12 protein-coding genes and 4 pseudogenes are annotated in these 16,019 nt (G+C 59.1%); 12 read left to right on the top strand and 4 right to left on the bottom strand.

Annotated features, from left to right (window positions below):
• Positions 1-8 precede the first annotated feature (8 nt).
• A pseudogene (locus tag X265_RS41840) lies at positions 9-1,334 on the top strand (AAA family ATPase).
• Positions 1,335-1,750: 416 nt separating this feature from the next.
• Here the strand turns inward: X265_RS41840 and X265_RS39190 are convergent.
• A pseudogene (locus tag X265_RS39190) lies at positions 1,751-3,026 on the bottom strand (DUF2130 domain-containing protein).
• Positions 3,027-3,341: 315 nt separating this feature from the next.
• Here X265_RS39190 and X265_RS39185 point away from each other — a divergent pair.
• Both X265_RS39185 and X265_RS39180 read left to right on the top strand, forming a co-directional pair.
• Positions 3,342-4,139, top strand: a complete 798-nt coding sequence (locus X265_RS39185; protein ID WP_128929593.1) for a type IV toxin-antitoxin system AbiEi family antitoxin — start codon at positions 3,342-3,344, stop codon at positions 4,137-4,139.
• A complete protein-coding gene (locus X265_RS39180; protein ID WP_128929592.1) occupies positions 4,126-5,046 on the top strand; it encodes a nucleotidyl transferase AbiEii/AbiGii toxin family protein in 921 nt (306 codons plus the stop codon). Before X265_RS39185 ends, X265_RS39180 begins: the two co-directional genes overlap by 14 nt.
• A gap of 1,300 nt (positions 5,047-6,346) precedes the next feature.
• Here X265_RS39180 and X265_RS42545 read toward each other — a convergent pair.
• Positions 6,347-6,580 carry a hypothetical protein gene (locus X265_RS42545; protein WP_476727269.1) on the bottom strand — a complete coding sequence of 78 codons (234 nt, stop codon included), beginning with the start codon at positions 6,578-6,580 and terminating at the stop codon, positions 6,347-6,349.
• A 262-nt stretch (positions 6,581-6,842) separates the two neighbouring features.
• The gene (locus tag X265_RS39165) at positions 6,843-7,907 is read right to left on the bottom strand and encodes an XRE family transcriptional regulator (protein WP_128929591.1); all 1,065 of its coding nucleotides are present in this window, start codon (positions 7,905-7,907) and stop codon (positions 6,843-6,845) included.
• Between the two features lie 212 nt (positions 7,908-8,119).
• Here X265_RS39165 and X265_RS39160 point away from each other — a divergent pair.
• From X265_RS39160 to X265_RS39120, 9 genes and pseudogenes are all read left to right on the top strand, one after another.
• Positions 8,120-9,059: pseudogene (locus tag X265_RS39160) on the top strand (CBASS oligonucleotide cyclase).
• Between the two features lie 2 nt (positions 9,060-9,061).
• Positions 9,062-9,562 carry an HORMA-1 domain-containing protein gene (locus X265_RS39155; RefSeq protein ID WP_128929590.1) on the top strand — a complete coding sequence of 167 codons (501 nt, stop codon included), beginning with the start codon at positions 9,062-9,064 and terminating at the stop codon, positions 9,560-9,562.
• A complete protein-coding gene (locus X265_RS39150; RefSeq protein ID WP_128929589.1) occupies positions 9,559-10,455 on the top strand; it encodes an AAA family ATPase in 897 nt (298 codons plus the stop codon). The genes X265_RS39155 and X265_RS39150 overlap by 4 nt, the downstream gene beginning before the upstream one ends.
• On the top strand, positions 10,455-11,621 hold the full coding sequence (locus X265_RS39145) for a hypothetical protein (protein WP_128929588.1): 1,167 nt from the start codon (positions 10,455-10,457) through the stop codon (positions 11,619-11,621). Before X265_RS39150 ends, X265_RS39145 begins: the two co-directional genes overlap by 1 nt.
• On the top strand, positions 11,618-12,172 hold the full coding sequence (locus X265_RS39140) for a 3'-5' exonuclease (protein WP_128929587.1): 555 nt from the start codon (positions 11,618-11,620) through the stop codon (positions 12,170-12,172). The genes X265_RS39145 and X265_RS39140 overlap by 4 nt, the downstream gene beginning before the upstream one ends.
• 123 nt (positions 12,173-12,295) lie before the next feature.
• Positions 12,296-12,970 carry a DUF1889 family protein gene (locus tag X265_RS39135; RefSeq protein WP_128929586.1) on the top strand — a complete coding sequence of 225 codons (675 nt, stop codon included), beginning with the start codon at positions 12,296-12,298 and terminating at the stop codon, positions 12,968-12,970.
• 83 nt (positions 12,971-13,053) lie between these two features.
• Positions 13,054-13,419: a hypothetical protein gene (locus X265_RS42185; RefSeq protein WP_128929585.1), complete on the top strand. Its 366-nt coding sequence runs from the start codon at positions 13,054-13,056 to the stop codon at positions 13,417-13,419.
• Positions 13,420-13,454: 35 nt separating this feature from the next.
• Positions 13,455-13,880: a WGR domain-containing protein gene (locus X265_RS39125; protein WP_371746380.1), complete on the top strand. Its 426-nt coding sequence runs from the start codon at positions 13,455-13,457 to the stop codon at positions 13,878-13,880.
• A 245-nt stretch (positions 13,881-14,125) separates the two neighbouring features.
• The gene (locus X265_RS39120; RefSeq protein ID WP_128929584.1) at positions 14,126-15,109 is read left to right on the top strand and encodes a hypothetical protein; all 984 of its coding nucleotides are present in this window, start codon (positions 14,126-14,128) and stop codon (positions 15,107-15,109) included.
• Positions 15,110-15,309: 200 nt separating this feature from the next.
• Here X265_RS39120 and X265_RS41830 read toward each other — a convergent pair.
• Positions 15,310-15,530: pseudogene (locus tag X265_RS41830) on the bottom strand (helix-turn-helix transcriptional regulator); the annotation flags it as partial.
• Positions 15,531-16,019 lie beyond the last annotated feature (489 nt).

Here is a 16,019-nt window from a genome sequence, read left to right as displayed (position 1 = left end):
GTTCCTCAATCGAAAGGAATCAACCGCATGCACAGAATCACACTCCAGCCGCCTCACGAAACGACTTTTTCAGCAGCCTGCTAGAAGCGGTCGAGACAGTTCTCAGTCCGGCGGTTGCCGCCATCGACGCAAAGTTAGCCCGACCGACAATTGCGCTACGGGAGGAACTGGCGTGGAACGACGACGAGACGATCGCCGTGACGTTGGGCTTGGTAAACGCCTGGGTGGGCACGCTCAACGCTGCCATCAAGCAGCACAACGAGACCTTCGCGCAATTCACCCAACGGCAGGATGAAGCCCGTCTTGCTCTGAGGCGCCACCATTTGGCTGACAAATCCCAGGAGTTTCAGAACGCGTGCGACGCGGTGAGCGAAGCCAAAACGGACGTTGATGCTAGGACGCTCAGTTACAATCAACTTCAAGAGCAAGCCACGGACTTGCGATCTCGGATCAAAGAGCACGGTCAGGCTGCGGAGAAAATCAATCGCTTGATCGAGGCCTACCTTGGCCACAAGGAACTTTCTATTGCAAGCGTAGAAAAAGGCTATGAAATCCACCGTCGCGGTAGGCCGATAGACAGCAGTCCTAGCGAAGGGGAGAAGACGGCGATCGCACTCTGCTATTTCCTTTCAAGGCTTGAGGCTGAAGGGCGTTCGATCAAGGACCGTATCCTCGTCGTGGATGATCCGATTTCTAGCCTGGACAGCAGAGCGTTGAACTAAGCGTGTTCCCTTCTTTTAAGTCGGCTTGGGAATGCAGCTCAGGTGTTCGTTTTGACACACAACCAAAACTGCATGAACGAGTTCAAGAAAGCCTGGAAGGGTTTCCACAAACCTCGCAACGAAGCGACCCCGCCTACGGCAAGCCTCCTGTTTTTAGATGTCAAAATTCCAAAAGGGCTGGACGGACGCTCAACAGCTATTGTTGAGATGTCAAAGCTGCTCCGTGAGGATGAGTCTGAATACCACTACTTGGTGGATCACGTCCTGAAGTTCAACGCCAGCGCAGATCCAGACTACGAATACGCCTACATGATGCCGAATGTACTTCGGCGAGTGCTCGACGTTTTCTTAGCGTTCCGGTGCCCGGGAAGTGCAGGTTTCGCTTCGAAGATGGGCCAGTTGCGAAAAGATCATGCTACGCTCGACGGCGAGCGCCTGGCCGCGCTGGAACGTCTCGTGCAACTGGAATCGCACTCCGATAACATCGATGACCTAATCGGGTTTTCCTCTATGACGCTGGAGGAGAGTAAGGCTGCCACGGCGGCCTTGATCGCGATGATGGAGGCCGTAGACCCTACCCATCTGGCTGGGCTGCAACGACTATGCCGATGAACCCTTGTCGCAGTTCCAACCCGGCGCAAAGAACACAGCTATGCTAAAGTGGTCCAGTTCGGAGGCAAGGACCTTGTTGCCTGGCCGACTAGACCACGACGGCTGGTGAGCAGATCGTGCTGACGGCGAACGAAGTAAGGGCACGCGCAGAATCCACTGCACGACTGCGTGCTGTTTGTCCTTCACGGTATCACCTTGGGCCGACGCAAGAAATCAGGGGGAAAGATCGACTTGCAGCGTCCGTGGAAGCCAGAGAACGACCGTTTGAAGCCGGTCACCTTTATCTATCGTCGCAACAGCTGATCGTTTTCCGCTTTAGTATTCGCCATCAATGGCGATCGAGCCCAATCGCTGGATGCAGCGCAAAGAGGGTAGGGGACGGATCACCCAGTTTTCCGTTCGGCCTCGACAGCGTTCTACAACAGCGGAGCATCTAGGCTGGGAATCTCCGGCATGGCCTTGCCGGCAATTGCCTGCAGGTCGCCGACCATGCCCACGGTCGAATCGATGACGGCCAGGATTTGGGTTTCCCGCTTGGCCCATTGGCCGGCCCATAAACTTGCGCTCCTTGTCGAGATCCTCGCGCATATCGTTGAATTTCTCAACGACAGCTTCGACCCGCTGTCGAAACTTCGTGCCTGTCAGGTAGTGATAGACCTGCTCCATCTTGGTCTGCTGGCCCTGCTGAACGAGGCGTGAGCTGCTCACGTCGATCAGACCCTGGCGGAGCGCCACGGCGACCGGCAATGCGCAACGCGGATGAGCCACCCATACGCCGTCGACGAGGTCAAATTGCTCGATTTGTTTCGGCAGCGCGTGGGAGATGATCAGAGCGACGTCGGCGCCGGAACGGCGCTGGTCGTCACGTAATTTGGCGAGCCACACGTCACTCCATGCCTTGGTGCGTTTAGTTTCCCAAAGGATGATGCCGGCAGATTGGCCGATAGCACCATTTACTTGCTGAATTACGTCCGCCCCGAGCTCACCTTTTCCCACCGGCTCAATCGAATCTGTCGGAAAGCGTCCGCGCAGAAGATCTTCGAGCTCGAGTTCGAGCACTTCCCCTTGGGATTGCTGTGATCCCTGCTCGGCCTTTCGCTTAAGTTCCTCGATCGTGCGCGTCATCGACTCGATGGTCTGGTCTTTCTCGGCAACGCGCAAGCGCGCAGCCTCGTCGGCTTCGTGCCTGGCCTTGATCTGGATTTCGCTGATTGAGGCCTGCACGCGCTTCTCTATTGTCAGGTCGAGTTCGCGCTTTTCCTCTTCGAGTGCGCGCTGCTGTCGCATCAGTTCGGCTTGCTGTTTTTGGGCCTCGGCAAGCTTTGCGTTGTTGGTAAGCAGGTTGGCTCGCAGCTCCGCAGCTTCCGCTTCCTTCGCCTGCAGCTCGGCGGCGGCCGCCTCTCGCGCCTTCTTGCTTTCGGCCGCGACCAACTGGGCACGTTCGGCGGTCAATCGCTTCGCAACGTGATCCTCGATTTGCTCGCGGTCCTTAGCGACCTGCTCGCGTTCCAGCCGCAGTGCCTCTGTCTTACGCTCCATCTCTGCATCTTTGCTGGCCAGCTGCTGTTGAAAGCGCTGACGGGTTTCAGCGAGGAGGGGAGCGGCCAATGACTCCGTCAGACGGATCTCGTGATTGCAGTTGGGGCAATGTAGGGTCGCCTCGTGCGAAGCGCCGGTTGCTTTGAAACTCATGAATTCCCCATCATCGTTGCAACCGGATTCAACATGATCTGTGCGTGATTGCGATGTCGCTCGACTTCATGTCCACATACGCGTCGTCGATTTCGACCTTGGCCGGCGGGTTTTCCACCGACACGTCGATCTACCCGAACGCGTGCACGAGCAGCCTCGCACGAATGTAGTCCAGAATAGAACAAAATAGGAACGCGCGTCAACTTTGGATCCCGAGGTGAGTTTGTATGACGACGATTTTACTTAGTCTGGCCATGGGAAATGGATAGAACTTAAACCTTGGATATAGTTTGAATATGCGCTAGTTTACTTAGTATGGCTGAGCAAAAGGACAGAAAGCTAAACAGGCTCGAAAGGACCCTTCCGCAGGGACTTCTGGTCGATGCCGCCTGGATGGAACGACATGGATATTCCACCAGCTTGCGCAGCCAATACGTATCGGCCGGCTGGCTCGTTCAGCCGGCGCGGGGAACCTTCAAGCGCCCGCTCGGTGAACTCTCCTGGCAGGGCGCCGTCGTGTCACTCCAGCGATTGCTCGGCTCCGACTTCGTCGTTGGCGGACGCACCGCCATCGAAGTGCAAGGCTTCGGCCACTACCTGAGCCAGACGGGTCCTTCGACCATACATCTATACGGAACGCGGTCTGCTCCCGGCTGGCTCGGCAAACTTCCGCTCAAACAGAAATTCCGCGTTCACCGCACGCAAAGCCTGTTCAAAACGCACGGGAGCCTGCCCACATCAGAGTCGGGGACAACGCGGGAAATACCGGGACCATTCGACTGGCCTCTCACGGTATCGACGCCCGAACGCGCGTTTCTCGAACTGCTCGACGAATTGCCCCGCCACGAAAGCTTCCATCACGTCGATGCACTGGCGGAAGGCTTGAGGAGCCTGAGCCCCCGGCGGCTGCAAATGCTTCTGAACGACTGCAAAAGCGTCAAGGTCAAACGATTGTTTTTCTGGTTCGCGGAGCGACATCAGCACGCTTGGCTCAAACAGATCGACAAGTCGAAAGTCAATCTCGGCACGGGAAAGCGCATGCTCGTCAAGGGCGGCAAACTCGACACCAAATACCTCATAACCATCCCAGACGACCTCAATGCCCCTGTCTGAAAAATATCGGCATCAAGTGGCCTTGTTGATCGAGACGATCCCGTTCGTCGCGGCGGAGCCCGATTTTGCGCTCAAGGGTGGCACCGCCATCAATCTCTTCCACCGAGATATGCCGCGCCTATCGGTCGATATCGACCTGACATATCTGCCGGTGGCTCCGCGTCCCGAATCTCTTGCGGCGATAGATGCGGCGATGAAGCGCATGACAGAGGCCATAAGGAAAGGATTGCCGGGCGCGCGGCTGACGGAAGTCGTCAATCCCCGTGAAAAGATCGTCACCAAGCTGACCGTCCAGAAAGGCGACGCGCAGATCAAGATCGAGATCACGCCGGTGATCAGGGGCTGCGTCTTCGAGCCGGAGCTGCGCGACGTGTCGCCGAGCGTCGAAGAGACGTTCGGCTTCGCGCAGATGAAAGTCGTTTCGTTCGCCGATCTATACGCCGGCAAGCTTGTCGCGGCGCTCGACCGGCAGCATCCGCGCGACCTCTTCGATGTCCGCGATCTGCTCGCCAACGAAGGCATCACGGACGATCTCCGCAAAGCGTTCATTGTCTACCTCATCAGCCATGACCGGCCGATCTCCGAGGTCGTGGTTCCTCGTCGCAAGGACATCCAGCACGAATTCACGCACGGCTTTGAGGGCATGACCGCCGATGAAGTGACCCTGGACGAGTTGCTCAAAACCCGGGAAACGCTGATCGCCGAAATCGCGGGAAAAATGCGGCAAGCTCGCAAGGACTTCCTCATGGGATTCAAGCGCGGCGAGCCGGATTGGAACCTGCTAGGCGTCCCTGACGCAGCGGACCTGCCGGCGGTGCGCTGGAAGCAGATCAATCTGGACAAGCTTCCTGCCGAGCACAGGGCGACGCTCGTCGCGCAGCTCGAGAAGGTCTTGCGCAATGCCTGAGGTCGGAGGAGGGGATCTCAGTCGAGCACGCTCGTAGCAACTTGTTGAGAGAATTTTTGGGGTACGCCCGCCACCCAGCGAGCCCAGAGCTTGCGGGCTTCAGCTCAGCCGCCTATCGAACAGTGGACGCGCCTACCTATGCGTGCCGTACACGTTTCCGGTGCTTGGATTTCGGTAGGAGCCGCCTTTATGAGAAGAGCCCGAGCCGCCGATGTAAGTCCCGCCGTGGCTAGAGGTATGATGGTCTCCACCATACGACACGCGGCCGCCAAAATGGCTACCACCTATTCCAACAGCAGACGCTCAGAAATGCTCGCTGTTGTGTTTGTCGGATTTGCGCATTGAGGGCATGAACCGCAATATCGTTCTCGTCTTTATCACCGCCTCTGGCGGCAAGAAGATGCGCGAGGCAGGCTTGGCGAGATTTGCCCACATCGTCTTTGCCGATCGTAGCTTGCTCGAGAAAAGGCGCGCGATGCGCCTATCCGCTGAACGCGCGTCGATGTTGCAAGCCGGATTCGCCACCTCGGGTGAGAAGCCTGATCATGGCGACCCGGGTCGGCGCCGAGTATGCCGAAATAGATTATTCAAGGTAGACGGAGGGGAGGGTGAAAGCCTGACTCGGTATTGGTGCGCTCCTTCTAGCGCTCATCATTGGCGCGCAGTTCATCACCATCTTTGTTGTCCAGCCTATTGGCGCGTTACCCGAGGGGCGGACCGTCGTCATAGCTCGCCTTACAAAGCTGAACTTTATCGACAGCGCGGACGCCTTTTGCGACCGAACAATGGGTGGTGTCAGCCTCCTGTGCCAGGCTGCCGTCCTCGGCAAGGTCACGAAGGAAGGTCCCATTCTCCTGCGTCTTCCTTATTCGGCGACCCTTTATCAAATCAGCACCGGCGGCAAACACTACGACCGATAGAAAGCGGCGAGCCGCCTATGAGGTTCGCGTTCGCCAGGAACGATGTTGCCCTTCGTTAGCATTGAAGTGCGAGAGTCTATCGCGCCATCGACCTAAAACTCCCTCGTCGACAGCTGGCGCGCCAGGGCGACAGCAGCCCTTGGTCTGAGTTGCATGTCGGGCTTGATGGCAAAATGAAACTTCTTCCTCTTGATGAAGGAGAATGGTCCAACCTCCTCGGGACCTAGGCCGAGCGTCGAGGGATTTTGCGCCTATTGACTTTGCGCCGCCGGTTTCGATGGTCCAGAGACCGTCCCGGCGGGCAGGGGGTATGGATACGACCTCTGGCGTGAGCTCGGCGCTTTCGCGGTCGTCTTCGGGGGGGGGGCGTGGTGGATCGTTCACGCGCCGAACCGGGTCAGTCGTCGCCGAACTTCCGTCGTTGGAAGCCGGCAGCGAGGATGCCTGGAAATGGCAGTTAAACCCGCGTGCAGTCGGCTCAGTTCGCAGTGGTTGCCGTCGGCGAGCTGGTCGAAAATCCATAGCACGCCGTGCATTTGCAGCCCGACCGAGGTCGCCAACTCGCGCAGCCCTCCGTCGCCGGTCAGAAGCGTCCATTGGCGGGCCTCCGCGATGGCAAACGCGAACGTGTCCGGCGTGGAGAGATGAGCGCGTTGCCGCGGACTGTCGTCGCGCGGGTCAATTCTGCCGGGGACAGCTCTTCGACCCGTAGGCCGAGCGCAGTAAGGCGATCGCCCAGGTCCCCGGCCAGCTCTCGAACAAAGAGCAGGTCGGGGACCGCAAACTCAAAAGGGAGACGAAACAGGTCCTCGAGCAAGGCGCCTCGCTCCAGATCGATCAAAACCGAGGTATCGGAAACGAGGACCGCCAAGGTGCTTACGCCGCAACTTGATCCAGACGAGCGTCCAGTTCGCGAACCGTTATTCCCAGCAGTTCAGCGGCCCGGGCTTCGCCGATGACTCGTTCGGCCAGCGCACGATAGCAAAGCCTCTCGAAGCGCTTCGGCTCCTCGAGTTCAGGCTTCATCCGGCCTGGCTCTTCATAGGGCGCCGTCCGCCATCCCCGTTCCGCGAAGATCTTGAACAGCCGGCCAAAAGCGGACTGGCTGATGATGCCGAGATCCTTGCAGCGATAGGCGATGGCCTGGATGCTGACGCCAAAACGCTTCTTGAGCGCGACCAGCTCGCCAAGACTGATCGACGATCGGCTGACCCCAACTTCGGCCCGAAGGACGTCGGCCGGCATCAGGAAGGCGCCGGCAAACCGATGCGCCGCCTTTTCCTCATCGACGCCGGGGGATGGGGCCAGCACCATATGACCGAGCTCATGGGCGAGATTGAAGCGCTTCCGCTCCGACCACGTGCTTTGCTTGATGACGATTACTCGCGCAGCGTTGCGGTCCTTGCGTCGCACCTTGGCGGCAAGCCCGTCGATATCGTCGAGATCGAGCGACAGGATCTTGATCCCGCGCTCCTCCAGAAGCTCGGCGAGCTGCGGGATGGGATCGTTTCCCAAACCCCAGTCTTCGCGGACAGAGCGAGCCGCATCTTCGGCGTCCCGGACATCGGCCACCGGATGTGGTGCGCTGCGTGGCTGCTCCCAATCGATGCTGCGCATCTGGAGCAGGTCCTCGATCGCGAGATAGCGCTCCAGCATGTGAATCGCGCGGGCTTCGAGGGCGGCTTCTTCCCGGAACGACGTGCCCGCCTTCTTGCGGAACTCGACGCCCTCAAGGGCAAGTTCGTCCTCGCTGAGCAGGTAATCCTCCGTCACGTGGAGCGTCGCCGCCAAGGCGATCAGCACCCGCGAGCTCGGCATATCCTCGTTTCTCTCATATTTGCCAATGGCTTGGGCCGATACGATGCCATCCATGGCGTCAGCGAGGCCACGCAACGACAGGCCCGAGGCCGACCGTGCGACCTTAAGCTTGTGTCCGATCATCTGGGCCTCCTTTGCGTCTCAGTTTACAGAAGTACGATATGGGCACAAATTTGTAAACCAAAAACCCTTGATGCGCGGAAAATTGAGCCTATATGGCCCGCATACCGCTCCATTGTCCCGGATTTGTAAACCGGTCTGGGTCGGACAAGTTCCACTGTGGCGTACTTTTGCGCCAGCCGCCGGCGAAACCGACCAGCAGGAATCGAGCAGCGATGTTGAACAATACTCAACTGCGGTACTACGACAGCAACGTGCTGCGCCTGCCTGCCGACAAGCGCAAGGAATACCACGAGCAGGTCGATCGCTTGATCGATGAACTCCGCAAGACCGTTCGCGACAAGACCGAGATCAAGATCACTAAGGTCGTGAAGGCCGGCCTTCGCCAAATACACGATTCTGCGGAAGACCGCTGTCGATCCGGTCGATGTCGATGTCGTTTTTTACATTTCTGGCCGAGACGTCAGCAAGGAGACGCTGGATAGCCTGAACGACACGATCTACGCGCTGCTGATCAAGCAGTATCCGAACAAGTCGGTCGAGGATTTTGAGATCCAGCGCAAGGCGGCGACCGTCACCTTCGTGGGCACGGGCCTCAGCGTTGATATCGTGCCGGTCATCGAAGACGAGAACCGCGCCGGCTACGGTTGGCAGTTCGACATTCACGACGGCACGAAGACGCAGACCTGCGCGCCTTGCCAGATCAAGTTCGTCCGCGATCGCAAGGACCAGGACGCGGATTTCCGCACCTTGGTGCGCATGGCCAAGAAGTGGCGCAACCAGGCGGAACTGAAGCCGCTGAAGTCCTTCGCCATCGAGCTGATCATGGCGCATGTCCTCGCCAAGCAGGGCAACGGTGCAAGCATCGAACAGCGCTTTCGCAATTTCCTCCTCTACGTCGCGCAGTCGCAGTTGAAGGAAGAGATCAAGTTTCCCGAGAATGTCGCGCCATTCACGACGTTCTGCGATCCGGTGGTCATTCTCGATCCGGTCTACAGCCTCAACAACGTGACCAGCCGGATTTCCGAGGACGAGCGGAAACAGATCGTCGCCGCCGCCCAGGAGGCCTGGGAGACGTCCAATTTTGCATCGGCCGAGAACGACAATGAGGTCTGGAAGGAGATCTTCGGCCCTCGATTCAAGACGGAGGACTGAAGATGAGCATGACCCAGGTCAGAAGCGCGAGCGCGACCTACACCTACGTCGACATCGAGAACGTCGTTCGGCGCGTCAACGCCGATCTCGTGATGATCGCGGACAGCACCGGCTGCTGGACTCCGGAGGAGGCTCGCAACTACGCCCATGACATCGAGGTCCTGGCCAAGGACGGCTACCTCAAATGGGTCGACGTCACGCTGATCAGCAGTGGGGTCGAGATCAAGGCCGTCAGGTTCGAAGTCGATACCGACGCCGGCTCGCTGTCTACGAGCCGGCCCGGCGGCGTTCTTTGGCCGAAGGTCGCAGGGGCCAAGCTTCGTGTCGTGCTGAGCTACACCGACGACTACACCAGTGCCGCACGCGAAGCCACGAAAGGTAAGCTTAAGATCGGTTGGGTGACCTGCTACGACGATACCAGCCATGCCGCTCTCTCGTCGGCTGGCGGCCGCAACTATGTCAGCAATGCCTATGGCATGCAGCGCAAGGATTGGGCCTCGTGAGTCAACCCAGCATCTTCGACAGCGAGACGCCGCTGCCCAGCGATACGCTGGCCAAACGCGAGAAGACCCTTCTGGGGTTCGATACCCGATATGCGCGGGTCCACGATCAGCTTCGTCTGCTGCTGAATGTCCGCGAGCTGGCGGGCTGGAGCCACAAGAATCACGGCAAGAGCCTTCCGATCTGCGATCTCGTCGCCGAGCAGTATCCGCTGGTGATCTTTCACGGCGATGTCGGCACCGGCAAGACCGCAACAGCGGAGTGCATCGCCAACAAGTTGGTAATCGAGGCCAGAAGCGAAGATTCGATCCTGTTCAAGCTGAGTAACCGCGTCCGCGGCAGCGGCATGGTCGGCGAGATGGGAACATTGATCGCGGAAGCCTTCAAGAAGGTCATTCAATCGGCCGGCAAGCACCGCCGCGCGGTCCTGATCATCGACGAAGGCGACAGCCTCGCCGCCTCGCGCGCCCAGGAGCACAGCCACCACGAAGACAAGGTAGCGGTGAACACGCTCATTCAGGGCGTCGATGACCTGCGCCAGTACGGCGGCCGGATCGTGGTGATCCTGTGCACCAACCGGCTGTCGGTCCTGGATCCTGCCTTGTGCCGCCGCGCCGCCATCATCGAGGAGTTCCGCCGTCCAACGGACGACGAGCGCCGCCAATTGCTCACGATGGATCTGGCCGGGTTGTCTCTGACGCCCATTCAGCTATCGCAGCTCGTCGAAGCCACCGGAGCGCGGGCAGGCAAGCCGTCCTGGACCTATTCGGATATCAGGACGAGGCTCTATCCGGCCGCGCTGGCAAAGGCCTTCCCGAGCGGGCCACTGCGCTTCGATCAACTCAAGCTCGCCGCCGCGGCGATCACCGCGTCGCCGGTGATGGAGGATCGCTGATGGCGCGCTCCCCTCTGTTCGGCCGGCGCATCCACATTGCCGGCAGCATCGTCGAAGACCTTGCCATCGCCTCGACCGCCGACGTCAATCAGGCCCGCGAGCTCGTTGCTGCGCTGGTCAAGGAATTGGCCCGTCGCGGTGCGAATTTCGTCGTGCCTGTCGACGCTGAACCTCTGCGCAAATCCGACGGGCTTCCGATCTGCTTCGACTGGCTGATCTGGAAGACGCTCAGGGAGAGCCTCGCGTCACGCCCGGCGAATGTTCCGGGCCCGCTCGCGGTCGCCGTGCAGCACCACAAGAGCGAAGATCAGGTCCCGGCTGAGTATGCCGACCTATGGGACGAGCTGCGCAGCTCGCCAATGGTCAAGATCGAGAACGCCGCGCACTGGAACATGGCCAGCAAGCGCATGGAAGCCCAGGCCCGCTTCGGCGATATTCTTGTCGCGCTCGGGGGGACGGAAGGGGTCCTCTACCTCGCAAATCTCTACCACGATGCCGGAAAGCCGATCATTCCCCTCAATCTTCCCGTGTCGCCGGAAACGGCGGGCGCTCGCCGGCTCTACAGCTTCGGATTGACTAGCAGCCAAACCCGCCGCCTGTTCCAGGTTGCGGATGACGGCGACGCCCATGACTGGCTCAACAAGATCCGGTTTCCGCCGCGCCAGTCCATCCCCGATCGCGTCGCGGTCCTCGTCGACCTGCTCGAGTCCCTGGAAAGACCAAAGGCCTTCGCGGTGCGGCTGCTGAATCCGGCGCTGCCGGACTATGCCGACGTGCAGGACTTTTTCGACACCGTCGTGCAGCCGGTGATCGAGAACGAGCTTGGCTACCGGCTCGTCGTCATCGACGGCCGGCAAGCCCACGACCATGCCCGTATCGATCAGGAAATCTTCGCCAAGTTGCACCGCAGCGCCGTCGTGATCGCCGACATTACCGGCGGACGATCGAATTGTTTCCTCGAGCTGGGATATGCTCTGGGTCGCGGGCTGCCTACTATGGTGACGGCGCGTGAGGGCTCGGACCTGCCGTTTGACATCACCACGCTCTCTGGCCTGCATTGGAAGAACAGCGGCGCGGCCGAGGATCGCCGGCGCGCCTTCCGCGAACATTGGCAGGCGATCCGCACGCGACCCTCGCTCGTGCCGGCGGAGCCATTGATCTCATGAGGCGTAAAACCGAAGTGTTCGTCTCAGTCGACGTTGAAACCGCCGGGCCGATCCCCGGTGAGTACAGCCTTCTGTCGATCGGCGCCTGCGTTGTCAACGATCCGGCAAAGACCTTCTCCTGCGAATTGAAGCCGATCAATCGCAATGCCGATCCGAAAGCCCTGCAGGTTTCCGGCCTGTCGCTGGATGAGCTTGCCAAGAACGGGCTCGAACCGGCGGAGGCGATGCGGGCCTTCGCGCAGTGGCTCGACGCGCTTGTTGAAAAAGACGGCTCGGTCGTCTTCGTCGGGCTCAACGCGCCGTTCGATTGGTCATTCGTAAATTATTATTTCCATCGGTTCACGGGCGATAATCCATTCGGGTTCACGGCTTTGGACATCAAGGCGCTTTTCATGGGTGCGACGGGGTGCGATTGGGCCGATACGCGATCGAGCAAAATGACGGAGCGCCTGTCGCCTCGGTTGAAGGGCGATCATCAGGCCCTGCATGATGCGCAGTATCAGGCCGAGTTATTCAGTCTCATTCGAACCAAGCTCTTGGGAAATCGGTAGAGCATGGCGGGAGACATGAAGCGACGCTCGCTCATTGTCGAAGGACCACTCGCATTCGCGATGCAACTTTTTGCAAAGCAACTACGTTTGATCGGTCGCTTTTCTATTAAAGGGGAACAATAGGTGGCATCAGTCGCGCGATATGTCGTTGAGCGGTCGCCGGACCAGGTCCGGCTCGCTTTCAAGAGCGTCCTCGAAATTTGCAAGGAAAGGAATATCTCCAGCGTGACGTTGGTGGTGCCGCAGAAGGGCGGCTTCGATCGGACCATCGTGGCCGAATTCCTCGGACCGAACGTCGTAAAGGCGCTCGTCAAGGGGCAACCCGTTCTGGTGGCGCAGGGCGTTCAGATGAAGTTGGAAAGTGCGCAGACCTCCCGGGGGAGTTGGTCAGATGGGCTGCTGATCGGCGGCCACATCTCGGACAAAGACATGAACAAGCTGGACGATGCGATCGGCGCGCAAGCGATCGTCTACCTTCCTTGGAACGATACCGACGGCAAAAACTGGCGAGCGACATGGGGAGCTCAGATCGTAGGAGCCACTACTGCACCGGCACCGACCGTTAGTTTGCCCGAGCCCGTGGAGGAGGCGCTGCAGAGCCTGACCCAAGCCGTCAATTTGGGTACGGGTCTCAATCATCCCTCAGACAAGAAACACGCAGAGCGCACAATCGCGCAGCTGCGTCAGGAAGGGCATTCGTTTGATCCAGTTGAGGTCCGCCGATGGGCTCAGCGGAACGGCTGGTCGTCAAGTGCGGCCGCAGACCTTGAAAAGGTAGCTCGCAAAGCATTCCGATAAGGTCAGTGTTGGATTCTAGTTTGGGATCCAGAGAAGGCAGCCGTTGAGAAGAATATATCGATGTCTCCTGCGCATTCGCCGTGATGGCGGACCTCAAGCGCGGCGAGCCGGATTGGAGCCTGCTGGGCGTCCCTGGCGCGGCGGACCTGCCGGCTATACGCTGGAAGCAGATCAATCTGGACAAACTGCCTGCCGAGCACAGGGCGAAGCTCGTCGCGCAAGTCGAGAAAGTCTTGCGCAACGCATGGGGTCGGAGGAGGAAACCCTCCATTTACCTGGCGGCCATGCGATGGCAACTTGTTCAGACGGCTTCTCCAGGGGAGACGCTGCCACCCAGCGAGGCCGGAGCGCGCCTCAGCTCAGTCGCCCATCGCGAGCCTCGCCGCGACCTGTCTCGTTGTCAGCATGAAATTTTTGAATCGTTGGCGCTGATCGATTCATTTATTTAATTGGACGGTCGATTCGGCGGCTGCGATTCTGGCGCATGTCCGAACTCACCGTGCAATATCTCGTGCTCGAGCGTCGCGATCCGGCCCGTAACATGGCGCGGTTCTATGTGCTCACGATTGAGCCGACGCTCTTTGGCGATACGGCATTGGTGCGCGAATGGGGCCGTCTCGGTGGGCGCGGTCGACGGCGACTCGATCTGTTCAAGCCGTCGAGGCTCTTGAGTCCTGGCTCAGGCGCAACGCCCGTCGCGGTTACGTCCAGCGGCACTTTCCGGGCTCGGAGCCGGCGTGCGACACGCCACAAGTCGGCTGATCTGGACAAAATGTCAGTGGAAGTATATCAAAGTAATCCGAGATCATACTCGACCATATTCCAAGAATTGCGAAAGTATTCCATAATTAATTATGCGAATTTAAATAGTGTCATGGTTTCAGTAGGAGAGATCAACCGAACTCCATAATAGAAATGCTCCATCAGTTGCTATTCAAGCGAGGCGTGGATCCGTGCGGCGCCAGATCGCCGGGAATGAGTGAAACAGATCGAGTCGACCGCGCTGTTGCCCACAAGCAGAGCATGTGTCATTCGACATGGTCACCGGCTCCCGCCATCCGGAACTGACCCCCCGCATTGCCTCACTAAAAATGTTACCGGACAACTTCTCTGCCGTGTCTGGGGCGGAGCTGCCGAATCAGTTCGGTGGCAGGTATGGCAGGGAAGATCAGCATGCGCGCAAAGCGCGAGATCAGATCAGCGGGTGGACCGAATGCTTTCCGCTTGTTGTGCGTGAAGCAGCTCTTGTGGTCGAAGCTCTCGAGCGCGCAGAACCTATTTCCCTGGCCCGTTCGGGGGCTCGATTTTGACAACGACAGCGCCTTCATGAACGACACGGTCGTGTCGTGGTGCCGTTCTCACGATGTCGAAGTCACTCGTTCCAGGGCCTACAAGAAGAACGATCAGGCATTCGTTGAACAAAAGAACGGAGCTATCGTTCGCCGCCTGGTGGGCTACGGGCGGTTTGAAGGCATTGATGCCGCCCGTTCATTGGTTCGCCTGTTTGCGGCGGCCCGGCTATACATCAATTTCTTCCAGCCCTCGTTTAAGCTGAAGGAGAAGCACCGCGAAGGTGCCAAGATGATCAAGTGCTATCTTCCTCCCGCTACGCCGTACGAAAAAGCATTGGTCCACCCGAGGCTCAATGAGGCATTCAAAGGTCGGCTGCGGGAGATTTACCGGACGCTTGATCCTGTGGCATTGCTGGCACAGATGCGGGACGCTCAGAATGAGTTGGGTAAGCGTGTCGATCAACGGGCTGGAAAGTCAGCGATGACTGTCGCGCAGGGGCACAGTGATTTGGCGGCCTTTGCCCGAGAGCTCGGCGATGGTTGGAAACAGGGTGAGCAGCGAGGCATTCATCGGCGTCGCTATGTGCGGCGCAAGCCTGTGCCACGTCGGCCATCGATGCTCGACCCATACATTCCCATCATCGAGGAATGGCTCGCCGCAGCTCCGCACTTGTCTGCGGTCGATCTTCTCTCCCTGCTGGAAGCGCATGCGCCCGGTCGGTTCAGCGGCCATCAGCGGCGCACGGTGCAGCGATTGGTGAAGAATTGGCGATCAAAGGCCGCTCGACAGCTCATCAGCAACACAGAGATCACACTATCGGTCCAAGCTTCGCGCCTTCGTATTTAATCCTGACAGGTTCTTTCGCTGAAGCACCGCAAGCCGCTCGCTCGCTACGGCGCTCTGGGGGGCGAGCTTCGCGAGCGGCTTGCTCCGACTCGCGGCAGTCGATCCAGAAGACACCAGGGTGACTTCGGTAACATTGTCATCTGAGGCAATATGGGGGGCAGTTTTCCATGGCGCGCGACACATAAGGAATGCGGTATTTGCCGCTTTGCGAGCAAGACCGTTCCTGTGCCGGGATCGCTGGTCGATTTCTTGGCTCCGCGGTCCACCAAGGCTTCGAGGTTTTCGAGCCCACCGAGCTTGCGATAAGTCGGCCCCGTACCGTATGTGCGATGCTTTTCCAAAGTTCGGCGGACAGGCCGAGAAAGCGTGCCGCTTCGGGGCTCCGCAAGTATCGCGGCGGCAGCCGGCGGTGGTCTGGCATTTGAGATGCTCCCTGCTCTTCTGGAGGGCTCGCGCGGCTGATCGCGTGCCGACGAGCATGATGGTGTGGAGTAGAAGAGCGCTTAAGGGGATGCCGAAGATGCGGGAATGATTTCGGCACCCCTGCTCTGTTCCTTGCGAGATGACAGGCAGAGCACGGCCGTGTCTCTTTGGATGCAGAGGCCGTTGGCCGGTTAAGCCATCAATCCACGGTATGGATGTGCTCCATCAAAACTATTGAGTTTTGCCGATCCTACGAATGGCGGATATTGGGTTCAGATGGCGCACTTAGACATCGAGATGAGCTACCGTCTTCTTTGGCTGGCGAGGGAATGGCATCGTGGCGGCTCGAAGCGACGGGCTTCCGCGGTCGCTTTGCCGCTTATTTCCGATAAACCACGGTATAGCTTTTCTGATGGTCTCAATATGGCTTAGCTCCGCGCGGCGGGGCGATGCTTGGAGGCTCCGGCCCCGAAAGGAGCTGGGCGCA

The organism is Bradyrhizobium guangdongense (assembly GCF_004114975.1).
Lineage (GTDB): Bacteria > Pseudomonadota > Alphaproteobacteria > Rhizobiales > Xanthobacteraceae > Bradyrhizobium > Bradyrhizobium guangdongense.
Note: the sequence above shows the minus strand (reverse complement) of the source record. Positions and strands in the feature narration are given on the sequence as shown.

Excerpts from the sequence above, each read along its gene's own strand:
- X265_RS39180 (WP_128929592.1), top strand. The coding sequence starts at position 4,126 with ATGCCCCTGTCTGAAAAATATCGGCATCAAGTGGCCTTGTTGATCGAG.
- X265_RS39155 (WP_128929590.1), top strand. The coding sequence starts at position 9,062 with ATGAGCATGACCCAGGTCAGAAGCGCGAGCGCGACCTACACCTACGTC.
- X265_RS42185 (WP_128929585.1), top strand. The coding sequence starts at position 13,054 with ATGGCGGACCTCAAGCGCGGCGAGCCGGATTGGAGCCTGCTGGGCGTC.
- X265_RS39165 (WP_128929591.1), bottom strand. The coding sequence starts at position 7,907 with ATGATCGGACACAAGCTTAAGGTCGCACGGTCGGCCTCGGGCCTGTCG.
- X265_RS39120 (WP_128929584.1), top strand. The coding sequence starts at position 14,126 with ATGGCAGGGAAGATCAGCATGCGCGCAAAGCGCGAGATCAGATCAGCG.
- X265_RS39185 (WP_128929593.1), top strand. The coding sequence starts at position 3,342 with ATGGCTGAGCAAAAGGACAGAAAGCTAAACAGGCTCGAAAGGACCCTT.
- X265_RS39140 (WP_128929587.1), top strand. The coding sequence starts at position 11,618 with ATGAGGCGTAAAACCGAAGTGTTCGTCTCAGTCGACGTTGAAACCGCC.
- X265_RS39125 (WP_371746380.1), top strand. The coding sequence starts at position 13,455 with ATGTCCGAACTCACCGTGCAATATCTCGTGCTCGAGCGTCGCGATCCG.
- X265_RS39145 (WP_128929588.1), top strand. The coding sequence starts at position 10,455 with ATGGCGCGCTCCCCTCTGTTCGGCCGGCGCATCCACATTGCCGGCAGC.